At 67.1% G+C, this 18,083-nt stretch carries 18 protein-coding genes; 1 reads left to right on the forward strand and 17 read right to left on the reverse strand.

Annotated features, from left to right (window positions below):
- Nucleotides 1–286 precede the first annotated feature (286 nt).
- Nucleotides 287–2,044 carry an ABC transporter ATP-binding protein gene (locus EAX62_RS12855; RefSeq protein WP_121902097.1) on the forward strand — a complete coding sequence of 586 codons (1,758 nt, stop codon included), beginning with the start codon at nucleotides 287–289 and terminating at the stop codon, nucleotides 2,042–2,044.
- A gap of 87 nt (nucleotides 2,045–2,131) precedes the next feature.
- Here EAX62_RS12855 and ilvC read toward each other — a convergent pair whose 3' ends face one another.
- The 17 genes from ilvC to EAX62_RS12940 all read right to left on the reverse strand — a co-directional run bounded on the left by ilvC (nucleotide 2,132) and on the right by EAX62_RS12940 (nucleotide 18,081).
- Nucleotides 2,132–3,163, reverse strand: a complete 1,032-nt coding sequence (gene ilvC / locus EAX62_RS12860) for a ketol-acid reductoisomerase (RefSeq protein WP_121902098.1) — start codon at nucleotides 3,161–3,163, stop codon at nucleotides 2,132–2,134.
- A 71-nt stretch (nucleotides 3,164–3,234) separates the two neighbouring features.
- The gene (gene ilvN, locus EAX62_RS12865) at nucleotides 3,235–3,741 is read right to left on the reverse strand and encodes an acetolactate synthase small subunit (RefSeq protein WP_121902099.1); all 507 of its coding nucleotides are present in this window, start codon (nucleotides 3,739–3,741) and stop codon (nucleotides 3,235–3,237) included.
- Nucleotides 3,738–5,480, reverse strand: a complete 1,743-nt coding sequence (locus EAX62_RS12870) for an acetolactate synthase large subunit (protein WP_121902100.1) — start codon at nucleotides 5,478–5,480, stop codon at nucleotides 3,738–3,740. Before EAX62_RS12870 ends, ilvN begins: the two co-directional genes overlap by 4 nt.
- A gap of 251 nt (nucleotides 5,481–5,731) precedes the next feature.
- A complete protein-coding gene (locus EAX62_RS12875; RefSeq protein ID WP_121902101.1) occupies nucleotides 5,732–6,220 on the reverse strand; it encodes an aromatic ring-opening dioxygenase LigA in 489 nt (162 codons plus the stop codon).
- A gap of 104 nt (nucleotides 6,221–6,324) precedes the next feature.
- Complete coding sequence (locus tag EAX62_RS12880; protein ID WP_121902102.1) at nucleotides 6,325–6,741, reverse strand: HIT family protein; 417 nt, start codon at nucleotides 6,739–6,741, stop codon at nucleotides 6,325–6,327.
- A gap of 19 nt (nucleotides 6,742–6,760) precedes the next feature.
- Nucleotides 6,761–7,522, reverse strand: a complete 762-nt coding sequence (gene hisF / locus EAX62_RS12885) for an imidazole glycerol phosphate synthase subunit HisF (RefSeq protein WP_121902103.1) — start codon at nucleotides 7,520–7,522, stop codon at nucleotides 6,761–6,763.
- A 13-nt stretch (nucleotides 7,523–7,535) separates the two neighbouring features.
- Complete coding sequence (locus EAX62_RS12890; RefSeq protein WP_121902176.1) at nucleotides 7,536–10,289, reverse strand: DEAD/DEAH box helicase; 2,754 nt, start codon at nucleotides 10,287–10,289, stop codon at nucleotides 7,536–7,538.
- Between the two features lie 17 nt (nucleotides 10,290–10,306).
- The gene (locus EAX62_RS12895; RefSeq protein ID WP_121902104.1) at nucleotides 10,307–11,254 is read right to left on the reverse strand and encodes a diacylglycerol/lipid kinase family protein; all 948 of its coding nucleotides are present in this window, start codon (nucleotides 11,252–11,254) and stop codon (nucleotides 10,307–10,309) included.
- 12 nt (nucleotides 11,255–11,266) lie between these two features.
- Entirely contained in the window at nucleotides 11,267–12,139 is an 873-nt protein-coding gene (tatC, locus tag EAX62_RS12900; RefSeq protein WP_121902105.1) for a twin-arginine translocase subunit TatC, read from the reverse strand.
- A gap of 2 nt (nucleotides 12,140–12,141) precedes the next feature.
- Nucleotides 12,142–12,450: a twin-arginine translocase TatA/TatE family subunit gene (locus EAX62_RS12905; protein WP_121902106.1), complete on the reverse strand. Its 309-nt coding sequence runs from the start codon at nucleotides 12,448–12,450 to the stop codon at nucleotides 12,142–12,144.
- A 58-nt stretch (nucleotides 12,451–12,508) separates the two neighbouring features.
- Nucleotides 12,509–12,694, reverse strand: a complete 186-nt coding sequence (locus EAX62_RS12910) for a hypothetical protein (RefSeq protein ID WP_121902107.1) — start codon at nucleotides 12,692–12,694, stop codon at nucleotides 12,509–12,511.
- Nucleotides 12,695–12,738: 44 nt separating this feature from the next.
- Nucleotides 12,739–13,680, reverse strand: a complete 942-nt coding sequence (locus EAX62_RS12915) for a helix-turn-helix transcriptional regulator (protein ID WP_121902108.1) — start codon at nucleotides 13,678–13,680, stop codon at nucleotides 12,739–12,741.
- On the reverse strand, nucleotides 13,677–14,627 hold the full coding sequence (locus EAX62_RS12920; protein ID WP_121902177.1) for a helix-turn-helix transcriptional regulator: 951 nt from the start codon (nucleotides 14,625–14,627) through the stop codon (nucleotides 13,677–13,679). Before EAX62_RS12920 ends, EAX62_RS12915 begins: the two co-directional genes overlap by 4 nt.
- Before the next feature lie 244 nt (nucleotides 14,628–14,871).
- Nucleotides 14,872–15,894 carry an FKBP-type peptidyl-prolyl cis-trans isomerase gene (locus EAX62_RS12925; protein WP_233557942.1) on the reverse strand — a complete coding sequence of 341 codons (1,023 nt, stop codon included), beginning with the start codon at nucleotides 15,892–15,894 and terminating at the stop codon, nucleotides 14,872–14,874.
- 35 nt (nucleotides 15,895–15,929) lie between these two features.
- On the reverse strand, nucleotides 15,930–16,667 hold the full coding sequence (locus EAX62_RS12930) for a pseudouridine synthase (protein WP_121902110.1): 738 nt from the start codon (nucleotides 16,665–16,667) through the stop codon (nucleotides 15,930–15,932).
- Between the two features lie 14 nt (nucleotides 16,668–16,681).
- Complete coding sequence (gene scpB, locus EAX62_RS12935) at nucleotides 16,682–17,242, reverse strand: SMC-Scp complex subunit ScpB (RefSeq protein WP_121902111.1); 561 nt, start codon at nucleotides 17,240–17,242, stop codon at nucleotides 16,682–16,684.
- On the reverse strand, nucleotides 17,239–18,081 hold the full coding sequence (locus EAX62_RS12940) for a segregation and condensation protein A (protein ID WP_121902112.1): 843 nt from the start codon (nucleotides 18,079–18,081) through the stop codon (nucleotides 17,239–17,241). Before EAX62_RS12940 ends, scpB begins: the two co-directional genes overlap by 4 nt.
- Nucleotides 18,082–18,083 lie beyond the last annotated feature (2 nt).

The raw sequence follows: 18,083 nt of genomic DNA on the forward strand, positions 1-18,083 counted from the left end.
CTGCGGATGCAGGTAGCTGGTCATGGCGCCCTCAGACCGGAGGCCGCCGGAAACCCCGGTTGGAGTGAAGGGGTCTCGCGCGGTACGGTCGAACTTAGTTCGTTAACGTATCGTAGCTGCTGGGGCGTCTGCGGTTCTGGGTTCACTGCGTTCCCGGATGGGTGGAAAGCGGTCAACCCGCACCCTCGTTCAGCAGCGGGAGTCATCGCCACGCCCCCAAGGGACCCACCCCACATGCGCAGGGCCGTCGCGGCGCGCGCGTGGAATCGTCAGGAAGTCGCTCACCATGTCACCACCACTGCTCGAGGACACCTACCAGGGGGACCGACCCCTGCGAACCCTCGTTGCACTTTTTGCCGGCCAACGGGGAAGGCTCGCCATCGGCGCGCTCGCCTTCGTCATCAAACACTCACCCGTCTGGGTCATGCCGGTGCTCACCGCTGACGTCATCGACATCGTCGTCCAGCACCGACCACTGTCCGAGCTGTGGCTGGCCGCAGGCTTCATGGGCGTACTCGTGGCCGTGAACCTGCCGCTGTCGCAGGTCTTCATCCGAGCGCTGTCCAAGTCCGTGCGCACGGTGGAGACCGACCTCCGCATGGCCCTGGCTCGGCGTCTGCAGGAACTTTCGATCGGCTACCACCGCCGGATCAGTCCGGGCGTGCTGCAGGCCAAGATCGTTCGCGACGTCGAGAACGTGGTGGAGGGCACCCGGCAGAGCATCGACACCGGTCTCGCCGCCATCACGACCCTGATCGGCGCCATCGTCATCACCGCCATACGGGTCCCCGAGTTCCTCATCGTGTTCGCGCTCGCGGTGCCGGCCTCGGCTGCACTCATCGTGGCCATGCGAACACGCATGACGGCCCGCAACCGGGCTTTCCGCACCCAGGTGGAGCAGATGTCCGCCCGTGTCAGCGAGATGACCCACCTCGTGCCGATCACCCGGGCCCACGCGCTCGAGGCCGACGAACTGGCCCGCGTGGACCAGTCGCTGCTGGGCGTCCGCGAGGCCGGCATCCGCCTGGACGTCGTCAACGGTCGCTTCGGCGCACTCTCATGGGTCGTGTTCCAGCTCTTGTCAGTGCTCTGCCTCGTCGGAGCCGCCTGGGTGGCATGGACCGGTACCTTCGACGTGTCAGCCGGTGACGTCGTCATGCTGTCGAGCTACTTCATGTCACTCACGGGCTCCGTCACGGCGCTACTCTCACTGGCCCCAATCATCGCCAAGGGGCTTGAGTCCGTGCGCTCGATGGGCGAGGTGCTCACGGAACCAGATATCGAGCGGAACGCCGGCAAGGCCGACGCCGGCGCGGTCCGAGGCTCCTTCAGCTTCGAGGACGTCACCTTCGCGTACTCGGATGCCCCCGACGAGCATGCCATCTCAGGGCTCAACCTCGAGGTGCGACCCGGTGAGACCATCGCCTTCGTGGGGCCCTCCGGCTCCGGCAAGTCGACGGTGCTGAACATGGTGATCGGCTTCCTCACACCGGTACGCGGTCGCATCCTTCTTGATGGTCGCGACATGGGGGAACTCGACCTGCGCACCTACCGCCGTCACCTCGCGGTCGTCCCGCAGGAGTCCTTCCTGTTCGAGGGTTCCGTGCGGGCGAACGTCACCTACGGCAACGACGACCTGAGCGACGATACGGTCCGTGAGGCGCTCCGGGACGCCAACGCCCTCGATTTCGTCGAGCAGATGGGTGGGCTCGAGGCGGTGATCGGTGAGCGCGGCGCCCGACTCTCAGGCGGTCAGCGACAGCGTCTGGCCATTGCGCGGGCTCTCATCCGTGACCCACGGGTGCTGGTTCTCGATGAGGCCACATCGGCGCTCGACACAGCCTCCGAACGCCTCGTGCAGGAGGCGTTGGCCCGTCTCATGGAGGGCAGGACCACCTTCGTCGTTGCCCACCGACTCACCACCATCCAGGGGGCCGACCGCATCGTCGTCATGCAGGACGGCCGTCTCGTGGAACAGGGCACCCACGAGGACCTCCTGGCGGGGCGCGGCGCCTACAGCCAGCTTCAGGGGCTCAGCACCTGACACCCCCGCGTACCCGAGGGACAGGCGAAGGCCCCGACGCAGTGCTCGTGGTCACGATGCGTCGGGGCCTTCGTCGGTGGTGGAGGGTCAGCGGGCAGCCGAGCCCTCGACATAGTCGGAGTCCGACTTGTCGACCCAGCTCATGAGCTTGCGGAGTTCGCGGCCCGTCGCCTCGATGGGGTGCTGCTCGCCCTTGGCGCGCAGTTCCTTGAACTCGGGGGCGCCGGCGTCCTGGTCGTCGATGAAACGCTTCGCAAAGGCACCGGTCTGGATGTCGGTGAGGACGTCCTTCATGTTGGCCTTGACGCGCTCGTCAATGACGCGGGGTCCGGACACGTAGTCGCCGTACTCGGCGGTGTCGGAGATGCTCCAGCGCTGCTTGGCGATGCCGCCCTCGTACATGAGGTCGACGATCAGCTTCAACTCGTGGAGGCACTCGAAGTAGGCCACCTCGGGCTGGTAGCCGGCCTCGATGAGGGTTTCGAACCCGGCCTGCACCAGCGCGGAAGCACCCCCGCACAGCACGGCCTGCTCGCCGAACAGGTCGGTCTCGGTCTCCTCGGTGAAGGTGGTCTTGATGCCACCCGCACGCAGGGCACCGATGGCCTTGGCGTAGCTCAACGTGAGCGGCCAGGCGCCCCCTGAGGCATCCACCTCGACGGCCACGATGGCGGGCACGCCGCGGCCGTTGGCGTACTCACGGCGCACGAGGTGGCCGGGACCCTTGGGGGCGACCATGCACACGTCGACACCTTCGGGTGCCGTGATGTAGCCGAAGCGGATGTTGAAGCCATGCGCGAAGAACAGGGCATCGCCGGGAGCCAGGTTGGGCTCGATGTCCTCGGCGTAGACCTTCCGCTGCACCTGGTCGGGGGCGAGGATCATGATGAGGTCCGCCTCCTCGACTGCCTGGGCGACGGACACCACCCGCAGGCCCTCGGCCTCGGCCTTGGCGGCGGACGGGCTACCGGAGCGAAGCCCCACGCGGACGTCGACGCCGGAGTCGCGCAGGCTGAGCGCGTGGGCGTGACCCTGCGAGCCGTAGCCGATGACGGCGACCTGGCGACCCTGGATGATCGACAGGTCGGCGTCGGAGTCGTAGAACATCTCTGCTGCCATTGTGTGGTTTCTCCTTCATTGGGATGGGAGCCCCCGTCTGGGGGTCCACGGGGGGGCTCGCCCCCCGCACGTTACTTGGACTTGTGCTCGGCCAGCGTCTTCGCGCCACGGCCCAGTGCCACCTGGCCAGACTGGACGAGTTCCTGGATGCCGTGGGAGGACAACATCTCCAACAGCGCGGCCAACTTCTCGCTGCTGCCCGTGGCCTCGATGGTGATGGACTCGGCCGACACGTCGACGGCCTTGCCGCGGAACAGGCTGACCACGTCGATGATCTGGCTGCGGGTGTGCACGTCGGCCTTCACCTTGACGAGCACCATCTCGCGACGCACGGTGTTGGGGCCGAGCTCCAACACCTTGCGCACCTCGATGAGCTTGTTGAGCTGCTTGACGATCTGCTCCAGGGCAGCGCCGTCCTCAGCGTTGGCCACCACCGTCATGCGGCTGACTTCGGGCCGCTCGGTGGGGCCGACCGCCAGGGACTCGATGTTGAAGCCGCGGCGCGAGAACAATGCGGCGATGCGGGTGAGGACGCCCGGCCGGTTGGAGACCAGGACGCTCAGCGTGTGTGTACTCACAGGAGTTCGTCTTCCCACTCTGGGGCCATGTCGCGGGCCACTTGGATCTCATCGTTACTGGTGCCTGCCGACACCATCGGAAACACCATCGCGTCCTTGTGGACGACGAACTCCACCACGACGGGGCGGTCGTTGATCTCGAGCGCCCGCTTGATGGCGACCTCCATCTCCTCCTCGTTCGTTGCCTTCAGCCCGACGCAGCCCATGGCTTCCGCGAGCATCTGGAAATTGGGGATGGACTCGGTGTGCAGGTCGGTGTTGGAGTACCGCTCGTTGTAGAACAGGCTCTGCCACTGGCGCACCATTCCGAGGGCATGGTTGTTGATCACGGCGATCTTGATGGGGATGTTGTTGAGCGCGCAGGTGACGAGTTCCTGGTTGGTCATCTGGAAACAACCATCACCATCGATGCCCCACACCGTGGTCTCCGGTGCCGCCACCTTGGCGCCCATGGCGGCAGGGACACAGAATCCCATGGTTCCGGCGCCGCCGGAGTTGAACCACTTGTTGGGCTGCTCGTGCGGCAGGTAGTGGGCGGACCACATCTGGTGCTGCCCGACGCCCGTCACAAAGATGGTGTCCGGGGGGCTCAGTTGCCCGATCCGCTGGATGACCTCCTGCGGCGACAGGCGACCGTCGGGTGCCTCGTCCCAGTGGGGCTGGTACTTGGCACGCATGCCCTTCAGCATGGTGCGCCACGGATCGATGGCAGGCGGCTCGACGCCCGTCAGTTCCTCGTTGAGGAGCCGCATTGTCTCCTTGCAGTCGCCGACGATGGGGACATCCACGGCCCTGTTCTTCCCGATCTCCGCGGGGTCAATATCGGCGTGGATCACCTTGGCGAACGGGGCGAAACTGTCCAGCTTGCCCGTGACCCTGTCGTCGAAGCGGGTACCGATGGCGATGAGCAGGTCTGCCTTCTGCAGGGCACCGACGGCTGCGACCGTGCCGTGCATTCCGGGCATGCCCATGTTGAGCTCGTTGGAATCCGGCAGGACACCCCGCGCCATCAGCGTGGTGACGACGGGGATCTGGGTGCGCTCCACAAGTTCGGCCAATTCGGCGTGGGCACGGGCACTGATCACACCGCCACCGATGTAGAGGACCGGCTTGCGTGCCTCCATGATCATCTTCGCGGCAGCACGGATCTGCTTGATGTGCGGCTTCGTGGTGGGCTTGTACCCGGGCAGGTCCAGTTCCTCGGGCCACACGAACGGTGCCGAACCGGACAGCGCGTCCTTGGCGATGTCCACCAGCACCGGGCCGGGCCGTCCCGTGGAGGCGATGTGGAATGCCTCCCGGATGGCCAGCGGGATGTCAGCCGTCCGCTTGATGAGGAAGCTGTGCTTGGTGATGGGCATCACGATGCCCCGGATGTCAGCCTCCTGGAAGGCATCGGTGCCGATGGAACTGGAGTTCACCTGCCCCGTGATGGCCACCATCGGCGTGGAGTCCATGTAGGCGTTGCCGATGGGGGTCACCAGGTTGGTGGCGCCCGGCCCGGAGGTGGCAATGCAGACGCCGACCCGTCCGGTGGCCATCGCGTAGCCCTCGGCCGCGTGACCGGCCCCCTGCTCATGGCGGACCAGGATGTGGCGGATGCTGCTGTCGTAGAGCGGGTCGTACGCCGGCAGGATGGCCCCGCCGGGGATGCCGAACATTACTTCGACACCGACGCGTTCGAGAGACTCAACAAGCGCCTGCGCACCTGTCAACAGCTGGTTGTCGATGTCCGACATGGCTCTCCCTTCGGGTCATGGGTTGTGATCTCCGGCCAACAAAAAACCCTCGGCGCCGGTATGGCACGCGAGGGAGCGTTTCGCTGGAACAGTTCGCGAAACGCTTCAGAAAATTACGAGTCCTTGGCTGGTGATCACGGGTTCACAATGGCCCAGAGGGCGCAATCGTGTCAAGCACCCCCGCAGCTGTCCTGCATGATGAGACGGGCCGAGGCGTCTCGCGCTCGGCCCGTCCCATTGCGCACGTGGGATCAGACGGCGATGGCGTCGTCGCGAACGTCCACGCGGGCCGCGGGGCGGATGCCCATGAACGCCCAGCCGATCAGCCCGAACATGACGCCGAGCCCGATGACCAGGGCCGCGACGCCGAACGCCAGCACCGACGTGAAGAGCGAGGCACGGAGGAAGGAGGCGGTCATGACGGTGTCGCGCTGCCCCTGGTACTTGTCAGCCAGTTCCTGGTCGCCGGCGGCCTTGGCCGCGCCAGAGAGTGCCCCGAGCTCGGCGTAGGTCTTGCCCTCGGATGCTTCCAGCGCGTGATGGTTGATGATGTCGGCTTGCGCGTACGCCGAGAACGGCCCATCCACCTTGTCTCCGCCCAGGAAGGCGGCGTCGTCGGGGACCACGATGTTCTCGGCAGCAAGCTGCTGGCTGACGGCGCCGTAGGTGATGCCGCCGGCGACGATCATGATGATTCCTGCGATGAGGGACAGCATGCCCACGACCTTGACGTTCTTCATTTCTGGCTCCGATTCGTTGTTCGTTCGCCTCCGACGAGATGTCGAGAGAGCCTTGCGGCACCGATGGTAGACCAGAGTTTCCACCCTGTCGCCTACGCCCCGGGTTAAGCGCGTCCGGACCCGCCCGGCCCCATCAGGACGGCGTGCACTTCGTCGAGGTCCCGGTGGATGAGTCCACGCATGTTGCTGATTCCGGGTGCGTCGGCGTGCCGGGGCAGCACGTGGACGTGGGCGTGGAACACCGCCTGACCGGAATCGGGGCCGACGTTGGTCAGGATGTTGAAGCCGGTGGCGCCCAGCCGGTCACGCAGCAGGTTGCTCACGGCAAGGAGCGCGGGGGCCACGTCGGCCAGGACGTGGGCGTCGACGAGTGCATGGTCCACGTGGCGGCGTGGGACCACCAACGTGTGACCCTCCTGCCAGGGCTCCACGTCGAGGAAGGCGTAGGAGAGGTCGTCGGCGTAGACCTGCTTGGAGGGGATCTCTCCGGAAATGATCCTGCAGAAAAGGCACTCGGTCATCGCGGTGGTTCCTCTCAGTTCATCGGACGGTGTGGCCGGCGGCGCGGAGGGCGTCCTTGACCTCTGCCACGGTCAGGCTCTGGTAGTGGAACACGCTGGCGGCAAGCACGGCATCAGCTCCGGCGTCGGCGGCCTCGACGAAGTGCTGGGCGGTGCCGGCACCACCGGAGGCGATGAGCGGCACGTCGACGACGGCGCGCACGGCACGGATCATCTCCAGGTCGAAGCCGGAGGTGGTGCCGTCGGCGTCCATCGAGTTGAGAAGCACCTCACCCACACCGCGTGACACTGCGTCACGGACCCATTCAATGGCGTCACGCCCTGCGGACCTGCGCCCACCGTGGGTGGTGACCCCGAAACCCGAGGGCATGCCCTCTTCGCGGCGGGCATCGAGGGACAACACGAGTACCTGGTTGCCGAAGCGGGCGGCGATCTCGTCGATGACGTCGGGGCGCTCCAGCGCACCGGTGTTGATTCCTGCCTTGTCGGCGCCGCACCGCAGGAGGGAGTCGACGTCCTCGACGCTGCGCACTCCCCCGCCGACGGTCAGCGGGATGAAGACGCTCTCCGCGCACCGGGACACCATGTCGCGGGTGGTGGCCCGGCCCTCGGAGGAGGCGGAGATGTCGAGGAACACCAACTCGTCGGCGCCCGCTGCGCTGTAGGTGGCCGCCAGTTCGACGGGGTCGCCGGCGTCCCGCAGGTTCTCGAAGTTCACACCCTTGACGACCCGTCCGTCGTGGACGTCGAGACAGGGGATCACGCGCAGCGAAACGGCCATGGGGCCACCCTACTCAGTCCTCTTCCAGGTCGACGTCCACGACGCCGCGTCTCATCCTGTCCACGATGCTGAGGCAGGTGCGGCGCAGGTCACCGGGTCCTGCGGCCTGCGCGAGCTGACCTGCGAAGTCGACAACCTGGCGGACCCAGCGCACGAAGTCGCCGGCGGAGAGTTGTCCGTGTGCCAGCACCTTGGCCAGCTCCTGCCCGCTGGCCCAGCGCCACGACACCTCCGCGAACCCGATGTCGGGCTCCCGTCCACGATCACGCCGGTGCTTGCGTTCCAACTGCCCCACCTCGCGCCACACCTGACGCAGCTCGGACTGGGCGCGCTCGCTGGCGGCGTCGGGCATGCGGGGCGTGATCTGGTCCCGGGACGGGCGGGACTCGTACAACATCGTGGACAGCACGGCCGCCAGTTGCGGGGCGTCGAGCCCTGCGAAGGTGTCGCGGCGGATGCACTCGGCGGCCACCAGGTCCAGCTCGTTGTAGATGCGGCGCAGCATGCGTCCGGCGTCAGTGAGCTCGTCGCCGTCGAGGTAGCCGAGCTCTTCGAGTACGGCGCAGACCCTGTCGAACTGGGTGCCGAGCGAGTTGGTGCGGGTGGCCATGTCGGATTCGGTGCGAACCCGGTCGCGTTCCAGCCGCAACACTCTCGCGGCGGCCACCGCGTGGGTTTCCCGGTCCTCGCACGCGTGACACGGGTGCGCCTTCACCTGCCGCCGCAGGTGCGCGATCCGCTCCATCTGCGCCTCATCCGTGGGCGGGGCGGAGTTCTCCGGCGCGTCCGGGTCGATGCTCTCCAACTTGTTCGACATGGCGGAGAGCAGCGCGCGCCGCTCCGTGCGGTCCCGGACGCTGAAGCGCCTCGGCACCCGTACGCGTGCCACCGGCAGCGGAGGGCCCGTGAGGTCGTGGGGCTGCAGCCGCATGACGGTGTGGTCGCCTGCGATGACCTGCACCCACGGCACGGAGTCGCGTTGCGCCTTCTGACCGATGCCCAGCACGACGCTCCAGCCCTGGCGCGCGACATGGATGATGTCGCCCGGCACCAGCGAGGAGACAGCGTCGGCGATGTCCCCGGCTCGTTGGGCGCGGCGCTGTTTGGCGCTGGAGGACTCCAGCTCGGAGATCTCGTCGCGCAGCAGGGCGTAGGACATGAAATCACCAAGGTGGCACTCGATGGCCTGCTGCGCGTCCGCCAGTTCCTCCGTGAGCTGCCGCCCCACCCGTGAGGAGGTGACCACGGATTTGTCCGTCTGGAACTGCGCGAAGCTCTGGTTGAGAATTTCACGGGCCCGGACCCGGCCCATGGAGGAGGTGAGGTTGACGGCCATGTTGTAGCTGGGTGCGAAGCTCGAGCGCAGCGGGTAGGTGCGACGCGACGCCAGCCCTGCCACTGCCCGCGGATCCATCCCCGACTGCCACAGGACGACGGCGTGGCCCTCGGTGTCGATGCCTCGGCGTCCCGCACGCCCCGTCAGCTGTGTGTACTCCCCCGGCGTGATGTCGACGTGGGCCTCGCCGTTGTACTTGACGAGCTTCTCGAGTACCACGGTGCGGGCCGGCATGTTGATGCCGAGCGCAAGGGTCTCCGTGGCGAACACCAGCTTCAGCGCACCCGTGGTGAAGCCTTCCTCAACGATGGCCTTGAACGCCGGTAGTTGTCCGGCGTGGTGGGCGGCCATGCCGGCGCACAGCGCGTGGCGGAAGTCCTCGTACCCGAGCACGTCCAGGTCAGGCAGGGACAGGCCGGCGGTGTGGCGGTCAGCAATCTCTCCCAGCAGGCGGGCCTCCTGCCTGCTGGTCAACTGCACGCCGGAGTGGAGCAGTTGTTGCACGGCGGCGTCGCAGCCGACGCGCGAGAAGATGAAGCAGATGGCAGGCAGCAGCCTGGCCTCGGACAGGACCCGGGCCATGTCGTCGCGCCGGGTGGGCTTGGCGGCGAAGCGGGGATGGGTGGCACCGCCGTACTGGCCCGAGCCACGGCCACCACCGCCGGGTTTGCCCCGCCCGGAGCGTCCACGGGGGTTGCGGGAGTCGTCACGCACCCGGGAGGCCTCACCCTTGCTGACCTGCAGCAATTCCTTGTTGACGCGGGCGGCCCTGGCACTGGGCAGTTCCTGCGCTGTGGGCGCGACACCGTCGAACAGGTCGACGAGTCGGCGCCCCACCATGACGTGCTGGAACAGCGGTACCGGCCGACGCTCGGACACCACCACCTCGAACTCGCCGCGGACTGTGCGGAGCCATTCGCCGAAGTCCTCGACGTTGCTGACGGTGGCCGACAGGGCGACGATCGACACCGAGGCCGCGAGTCCGAGGATGACTTCCTCCCAGACGGCGCCACGGAAGCGGTCGGCGAGGTAGTGCACCTCGTCCATCACCACGTAGCCGAGGTTGTGCAGGGTCGTGGAGCCGGCATAGATCATGTTGCGCAGCACTTCGGTGGTCATCACCACGATCTGCGCCTCGGGGTTGACGGAGCTGTCACCCGTCAGCAGGCCCACGCGGTCGGAGCCCCATCGCTCCACGAGGTCGTGGTACTTCTGGTTGCTCAGCGCCTTGATGGGGGTGGTGTAGAAACACTTCCGCGACTGCTGGATGGCGAGCCACACGGCGTACTCACCCACGACTGTCTTGCCGGCACCCGTGGGGGCGGCCACGAGGACACCGTGCCCACCGGAGAGGGCCTCGCAGCCCTGAACCTGGTAGGGATCGAGGCCGAACGGGTAGTCGCGGGCGAACTCGGCCACGTGCGGAGACAGGTTGGGGGGCTGGGTGCTCACTGTTTCACGGTAGCAGCGGCGCTGTGCGCGGCGTCGACGAAGACCTTCAGCGCGCCCGGCGCGGCAGTCACCGTCACGGGCACGTCGCCCAGCTCCTCGCCGTCGCCCATGCAGAACAGGCCGTCGCCGGCGATTTCCACCTCGCGGGCGCGGAACTGCTGCACCGCCGGATGACGGGCGAAGTTGCCGGAGTACATCTGCGGCAGCAACCGCAACAGGGTGGAGCGGGAGACGGGGTCGACGATGGTGACGTCGAGCATGCCGTCGGCGGGGTCGGCCTGTGGGGAAATCTGCATTCCGCCCCCGAACATGCCGGTGTTGCACACGGCCACGATCATGGCTTCCTGGATGCGCAGGACGCCGTCGATCCGTATCCGGTACTGCAACGGGGAGAAGTGGATCAGTTCCCGCAACGCGATCCAGCCGTAGCTGAGGCTGCCGAACCGCAAAGAGATGTCGTTGGTGGCGCGGTTGACGCGCGCGTCGTAGCCGGTGGACAGCACTGCCCCCACATAACGCGACGGGTAGGCCTCGTTGGAGACGTGCGACAGGTCCACGCGTCGCGTGGCACCGACGCAGATGGCGTCGACGGCGCGGGGCAGGTCCTTGGGCACGCCAACGCCTCGGGCGAAGTCGTTGCCGGTGCCGGCCGGGATGATGCCGAGGGTCGCGTCGGTGCCGGCGCAGGCGTTGAGCCCCAGATGGGCCATGCCGTCGCCACCCATCACCAGCACGGCGTCACCCGGGCGGGCTGAGAGGGCGGCCGTGCGGATCAGTTTCTCCGCGTCGGTCCAGGAGCAGGACGTGATGACCTGCACCTCTGCGGTGGGCAGCCGGTCGCGCAGTCCCCGTGCCACCTTGGGCAGCTCACGGCCGGATCGGCCGCCCCCCGAGCCCTCGTTCACGACGAGTGTGTAGAGCCGCGGCTTGGCCAGTTCTCCCATGGAAACGGTCGATCACTTGCCGTCGTTGACGTCGATGGACCAATCGGCGACGACGTCCGCCGTGATGCCCTTGCGCTTGTCCAGGATGAGGCAGATGGCCTCGGCGATCATGTACAGGACCGTCATGGGCAGCGCCAACGCCAGCATGGATACGGGGTCCGTCGACGGGGTGGCCACGGCGGCGAAGACGAAGGTGCCGAAGATCACGAACTTGCGTGACTTCACCAACTGGTGGCCCTTGACCACACCGGCCAGGTTGAGCGCCACCAGGACGACGGGCAACAGGAAGGAGACGCCGAACACCAGAATGATCTTGATCTCCAGCGACAGGAAGCTCGCCATGTCGAGAAGGTTGGTGATGTCCAGCCCCCGGGGTGTGAAACTCAACATCACGGTGATGCCCTTGGGCCAGATGAAGTACCCGAGCGTGCAACCCATCAGGAAGAGCGGCACGGCAGCGCCCAGAAACCCTGCGGCGTACTTCTTCTCCTTGGAGACCAGACCCGGAGCCACGAAGGCCCACAATTGATAGATCCACACGGGTGACGCGATCAATATTCCTGCCACCCCACAGGCGATGATCCCGAGGGTCAGGGGACTCATCACGCCGTTGTTCACGATCAGGAACTCGGCGTCAGGCCTGCTGGCGCGGATGGCGTCAACAGCCTGGTTGTAGGGGTAGAGGATGAAGGAGATCAGCTGGCTGTAGAAGACGATGGCGGCCAGGGATGCCAGCACGATGGTGATGACGGAGATGGTCAGCCGGTAACGCACCTCACGAAGGTGGTCCAGGAGCGCCATGGTGCCGTCCTCGGACGCCGCCGGTGGACGCAGCCAGCTGAGCCGACGCGGCTTCGCGTCGGGCTCAGTGGCAGTGGTGGCCATGTTCAGATCCCGGTCCCGAGGTCGTGCTGGCGTGCTGCTTCACGCGCCGCGGTCTCGCGGGCGTTCAGGTCACGCTCGCGCGCCTCGATCTCGCGTATGCGTCGTTCCTGCTCGGTCTCCGGGCGGGTCTCGGGCTGAACGATCTCGGCGTCCACCACTTCGGGGTCCTTGTCGCCGTCGACGGCCTTGACCTCGGTCTTGAACTCACGAATCGAGCGACCGACGCCCTTGCCGAGACCGGCGAGGCGGGAGCCGCCGAACAGCAGGAGCGCGATTCCCAGGATGATGAGCAATTCTGTGGGACCTGGCATGTCCTCTAAACCTCTTTCCCCGGGACCGCACCCGGGCTAGTACTGCACAAAGGTGATTCTAGTCGTGGTTCCCGGTGGGGAGCTGTATGCGCCCCAGGAGTTCGCCGGCTTCTTCGGCGCGCACACCAAGCATGCGTACTTCGCTGTACAGGTCGGACGTCTTGTGTGCCAGCCACACGGCATAGGAGACCGCAGTCACCAGACCGAGCAGCGCGACACCACCGAAAACGAGAACCCAGATCACGAAACGAAATGGTACCCCGCGGGCATCGCTGCGGCGAACGGTGATCAGTCGGGCGGGTCGGCGTAGTGGGCCAGGGCTGCCCGCGCCTCCCCGGCCGCCGCCTGTGCGACGTTGCCGTCGGAGACCCCGGTGACGCTGTCACCGAGCCGCAGCAAGAGGGAGACCGCCCACTGCGGCGACGCCACGGGAAACGTTACCCAGATGTGATCTGCTCCGGCGTGTCGATGCGTCACGGGGTAGTACTCCGCCACCCAGTCCGCGTCGGGGGTGAGCTCCAACTCCAGACGCTGCGCGACGTCGTCGAACCAGGACGTGGCGTTTTCCGGGAGTCCTTCCCGGGGTGTGAACGTGGCATCCGTGATGTGGAGCGCCTCAATCCTGTCGAGACGATACGAGCGCCAGTCAGATCGGGCCGGAGTCCACGCGTCGACGTAGGCGAAGCCATCCACGACGCGCAGCCGCATGGGTTCCACCTCCGGACGCGACGCACTCCTGCGTCCCGACCCCAGGTACGTCATCTCCACCACTCGTCGTGCGTCAATGGCCGCCTGCAGAACCTGCCTGTGCTCGGGCGCCCCAGCGGCGACGGCCACCGACACCGCTGGATCGACACCGCCGAGGACGTCCCGCAGCTTCGCCAGCGCACTCAGTGCCGCCTCGGAACCGCCGGAGGTCTCCACCACCACCTCCAGCGCCACGAGCAGGCTCGTGGCCTCTTCCAGTCGCATTCGCATGGGGCGGGCCAGCACGTCGGCGTTGCGGAAGAAGATGTGTCCGGCGTCGCGGACCTCGTCGATGTCCACCTCGAACAGGTCGCCGTGGAAGCCCTCGGGGAGACCGCAGAACTGCAGCACCTCGATGTCGCTGACCACCTGGCGCGGGGCGACCCCGAAGTGCTGCGCCACCTCCCCCACCGAGATGCCCTGGTGCTGCTGCAGGTACGGGACGAGTTTCAGGAGCCGCGTCAACTGCTCCGAGGACTTCATGCTTCCCACCTGTCGGCGATTCCCTGCAGTTGGCGGATCACCATGTCCCTCAGCTCCTGTGGGGCAAGGCAGATGGCGTCGGGTCCGAGTTCGCAGATGTCGGCTGCCAGGATCTCCGGTCGAGGAGACTCCAGTCGCCAGGCCGTGAAGCCCTCAGGAAGTGGGTGATCCCAGGTGGCTGGTTGCGCCATGCGTCGCACGTCACCGCCCATCTGGTCGCGCAGGGCCACAACGGCGAATGCGCCGTCCCTGTCGCCGTCAAAACGAACGAGTCCGGCAAGCTCGTCGGCGGGTGGAACCTCGTAGGCGTGGGTGGGGCCCACGGCGGCCACGTCGGAGGTGACACGGCTGAGCTTGAAGTTGCGCGGGGCGGAGCGTTGCAGGTCGAAACCGAGAAGGTACCACCGGCCCCGGCGCTGCGAGAGCCGCCACGGCTGCACCTGGCGCGGCTGGCCGCGGTAGTCGAACCGCACCTCGCGGCGCGCCAGGAGTGCCTCACGGGCGGCGTCGAAGCCGGGCTCGGCGGGAATGCGGGGGCGCAGGGTCATGAGTCGCTCAGGGTCGGGGTCGGCGCCCGCAGCGCGCAACGTCTCCAGCGCATCCACCGTCTGCTGGGCCGCCACGCTGTCCTGCCACACTGAGGCTGCGGCGCCCAGGACCGCCAACTCCTCGGGTGTGAAGGCAACCGGCGGCAACTCGAAGTCCGAGCGCTCGATGCGGTAGCCGGCCTCGATGTCCAGGTCCGGTTCGTTGGAGCCGGTGGCGATCGGCACACCCGCGGCCCGCAGTTCTTCCTTGTCCCGCTCGAACATGCGCTCAAAGGCGCCGTCGGACTGGTGACGATACCCCTCGATGGTGGAGCGGATCTGGTGCTTGGTGACGTACCCGCGCGCGCTGAGCATCATGATCAGCAGATTGACGAGCCGCTCTGATTTTGCCTTCGACACCCGTTGCACTTCCCTTCCTGCGCGGCAGGCTACCGCACGCGTCCACCGGGCCACGGACAACGAGACCGTGTCGCCGCCCTCCGATACGCGCCTGGTTGGCTCCTCACCAGCCGCCCTCAGGGAACGGACCACACTGTGGTGCGATCTCCACCGGACGCCACTCAGGCAACGCAACGCTCCGTGTGCGCAGCAGCCGACGTTTTCGACGGAGCGGGACGTGTCGCCGGACACGCCCGCGCGATGTTCAGCCCTCTTTGGTGGCGTAGAGGACGTCGATGACGTAGACCAGCGTCTGGCCGGCTTCCAGGCCCATGTCGGTGTTGCCGTCGGGGTAGCCCATCTCCGGGGGCACGACCAGCATCAGGCGAGACCCGGTGGTCTGGCCCGGCAGGCCCTTCTTCCACCCCTCGATGAGGGTGTTGAGCGGTCCCTGCTGCGGCTGCCATGCATCCTCGACGAGCTTGCCGGTGGCCCAGTCCCAGCTGCGGTACTTCACCTGGATGGTGTCCTCAGCAGTGATGGGGGCGCCGGAGCCCTTGATGAGCGGCTGCACCACGAGCTCGGTCGGCAGCGTGGCGCCGGCGGGGATGGTCAGCTCGGGCTTACCAGCGGTCAGGACGACGGTGGGCAGTCCCGCAACGGGGGCCACGACCGCGCCGGTGGCGTCCTCGAAGTTGGCGGAGATGATGTCGACGACGAACAAGATGCTGTCGCCCTTCTCGATTTCGGCGCCCGGGTTGCCGTCGGCGTACCCGTCCTCGCTGGGCATGGCGATCAGGACACGGGAACCGATGGACTGCCCGGTGAGGCCCTTGGCGAACCCGGGCACGACCTGCTGCAGCTGGAACGTGGCGGGAGCGCCCCTGTCATAGGAGCTGTCGAACGTTTTACCGGTGCGGCCGTTGATGCCCACATAGTTGAGCGTCACGGTGCTGTTCTCCGTGAGCTTCTGCTCCCCGCCGGGGCGCAGCACCTTGGCCTGTGTCTTGTCGATGCCCCACGGGGCCTTGACGGTGACCTCGGGCTTGTCGGTGTCGCTCACCGTGATGGCGGAGAGATCCGTGGACGGGGTGATGGACGGCAGCGGGGACGCCGACGCGCTGGGCGAGGCGGACACCTCCGCCGACGGCGAGGCCGGAGCCACCATCGACTCGCTGGCGCCGGGCTCGGGCGTGGTGGTGGCCGTTCCGCACGAACTCAGGCCGAGACCAACGGCTGCAACAAGGGAGGCGACGGCAAGGCGGGGGGCAATCGAAGAAAAACGCACGGGGGGAATAGTACCCGAGGTCCCCGTGTGTCCCGTCAGAGCCCCACCAGGTCCATGAGTGCACCCAGTTCCTCGGGGGTGATGTCACGGGTCTGGCCCACGGGCAACTGCCCGAGCCGCACGGGACCGATCCCGATGCGCGACAGGCGATCCACGGGGTGGCCCACGGCCTCCATCATGCGACGCACGATGCGGTTGCGGCCCTCGTGGAGCGTCACGTTCAGCAGGGAGCGGGTCTCGGTGCGGGAGACGAGCTTCAGCTTGTCGGGCTTCACCGGTCCGTCCTCGAGGCGCAGTCCCTTCTCGAGCCGGCGAAACGTCTTGTTGTCCATGTTGCCGGCCACCTCGACCATGTAGGTCTTTCTCACCTCGTAGGACGGGTGGGACAGCCTGTGGCCGAGTTCTCCGTCATTGGTGAGGATGATGAGACCCTCGGTCTCGGTGTCCAGGCGACCGACATGGAACAACCGCTCCCGGGTGCGTGGCAGGTAGTCCGAGAGGGTGGGACGGCCCTCCGGATCCTCCAGGGTGGCGACCACGCCGCGCGGCTTGTTCAGCACGACGTAGATGTGTCGCCGCGGCGGCGGGATGCGGGAGCCGTCGACGCGGATCTTGTCGCGTTCCGGGTCAACACGCATGCCCTGCTCGGTCACGACCTTGCCGTTGACCTCTACCCGGCCCTTGTCGATCATGATTTCGCTGGCCCTGCGAGAGGCGATACCGGCTGCCGCCAACACCTTCTGCAACCGCACACCTTCGGTCTCTTCGACCATGTGTGCCTCCTCGTTCAATTCGTCTGCTGGTCGGCCAATTGGCCGAGCTCAGCTTCCAAGGCTACGGCGTCGGGCAGCAAAGGTGCCAAGTCGGGCAATTCGTCCAGCGAATCGAGGCCCAGTTTCTGCAGGAAAAGTCCTGTGGTGGCGAACGCCATGGCCCCGGTGTGGGGGTCCTCCCCCGCCTCCGCGATGAGTCCGCGGACCAGCAGGGTCCGGACCACGCCGTCGACGTTGACGCCCCGGACACCCGCGATCCGCCCGCGGGTGCAGGGCTGCAGGTAGGCGATGACCGACAGGGTCTCCAGTGCCGCCTGGCTGAGTTTGGCACGCTGGTCGGCCACCACCCACGCCTCGATGACGTCGGCGAGGTCGGAAGCCGTCGCCAACCGCCAACCACCGGCGACACGCCGTAGCTCGATCCCGCGCCGGCCGTCGTCGTAGAAGTCCGCGATCTCCCGCAGGGCCGCAACCACCTCCACCTCCGGCACCTCCAGCGCCGCCGCGAGGTCTGCGGCCATGACGGGTTCGGTGGCCATCAGCAGCATCGCCTCGATGGGTCGTGTCAGACTCATGCGTCCTCCAGCTCGGGTTGGGTGTCGTACTCGTCCACGTCGGGCAGGCTCGTCTCCTCGCCGCCCACCCAGCGGATGTGCAGTTCGGTGAGCGGCCCCGCCTGCTCAAAGGCCACCTGCCGGGCGCGAAACAGTTCAAGGATGGCGAGGAAGCGCACCACGACGGTGAGTCGGTCGCATCCGTTTGTCAGGCCCCGGAACGTGGAGGACCCACTGTCGCGGAGCATGGATGCCACCAGCGCCGTCTGCTCCACCACACTCACCTGGGCACCGTGCAGGTGAGCAAGGTCGACGTGCGGCACAGGTTTGGGGGTCAGGGCGGCGGCGGCGAGCCGGGCCACATCGGCGGCCGAGACACCGAGTTCCACCTCCGGCAGAACATGGCGGAACTGCTCCTCGATGCCTCCGGGGCGCCAGTGCGTGAGGCTGGCCGCGTCGACATGGGACTCGATCCAGGAGGCCAATCTCTTGAACGCGCGGTACTGCAGCAGGCGGGCGAACAGCAGATCGCGAGCCTCCAGGGCGGCCAGGTCCTCTGGGTCGGTGACCTCCCCGCCGGGCAGCAGACGGGCGCACTTCAGGTCCAGCAGCGTGGCGGCCACCACGAGGAAGGAGCTTGTCTTGTCGAGGTCCCACTCCTTGCCGCCCGCCCGGACGTGGGCGATGAACTCGTCGGTGACCTTGCTGAGCGCCACCTGGGTGACGTCCATCTCATGACGGCCGATGAGCTGTAGCAACAGGTCGAAGGGACCCTCGAAGTTGCTGAGGTGGACGTCGAACCCGGCCACCTGGTCGGTGCGTTCGGCCCGGTCGGCGCCCTTCTTTTTTCTGGTGCTCACAG

The sequence above is a fragment of the Tessaracoccus antarcticus genome, assembly GCF_003688855.1.
In the GTDB taxonomy this organism is placed as follows: domain Bacteria; phylum Actinomycetota; class Actinomycetes; order Propionibacteriales; family Propionibacteriaceae; genus Arachnia; species Arachnia antarctica.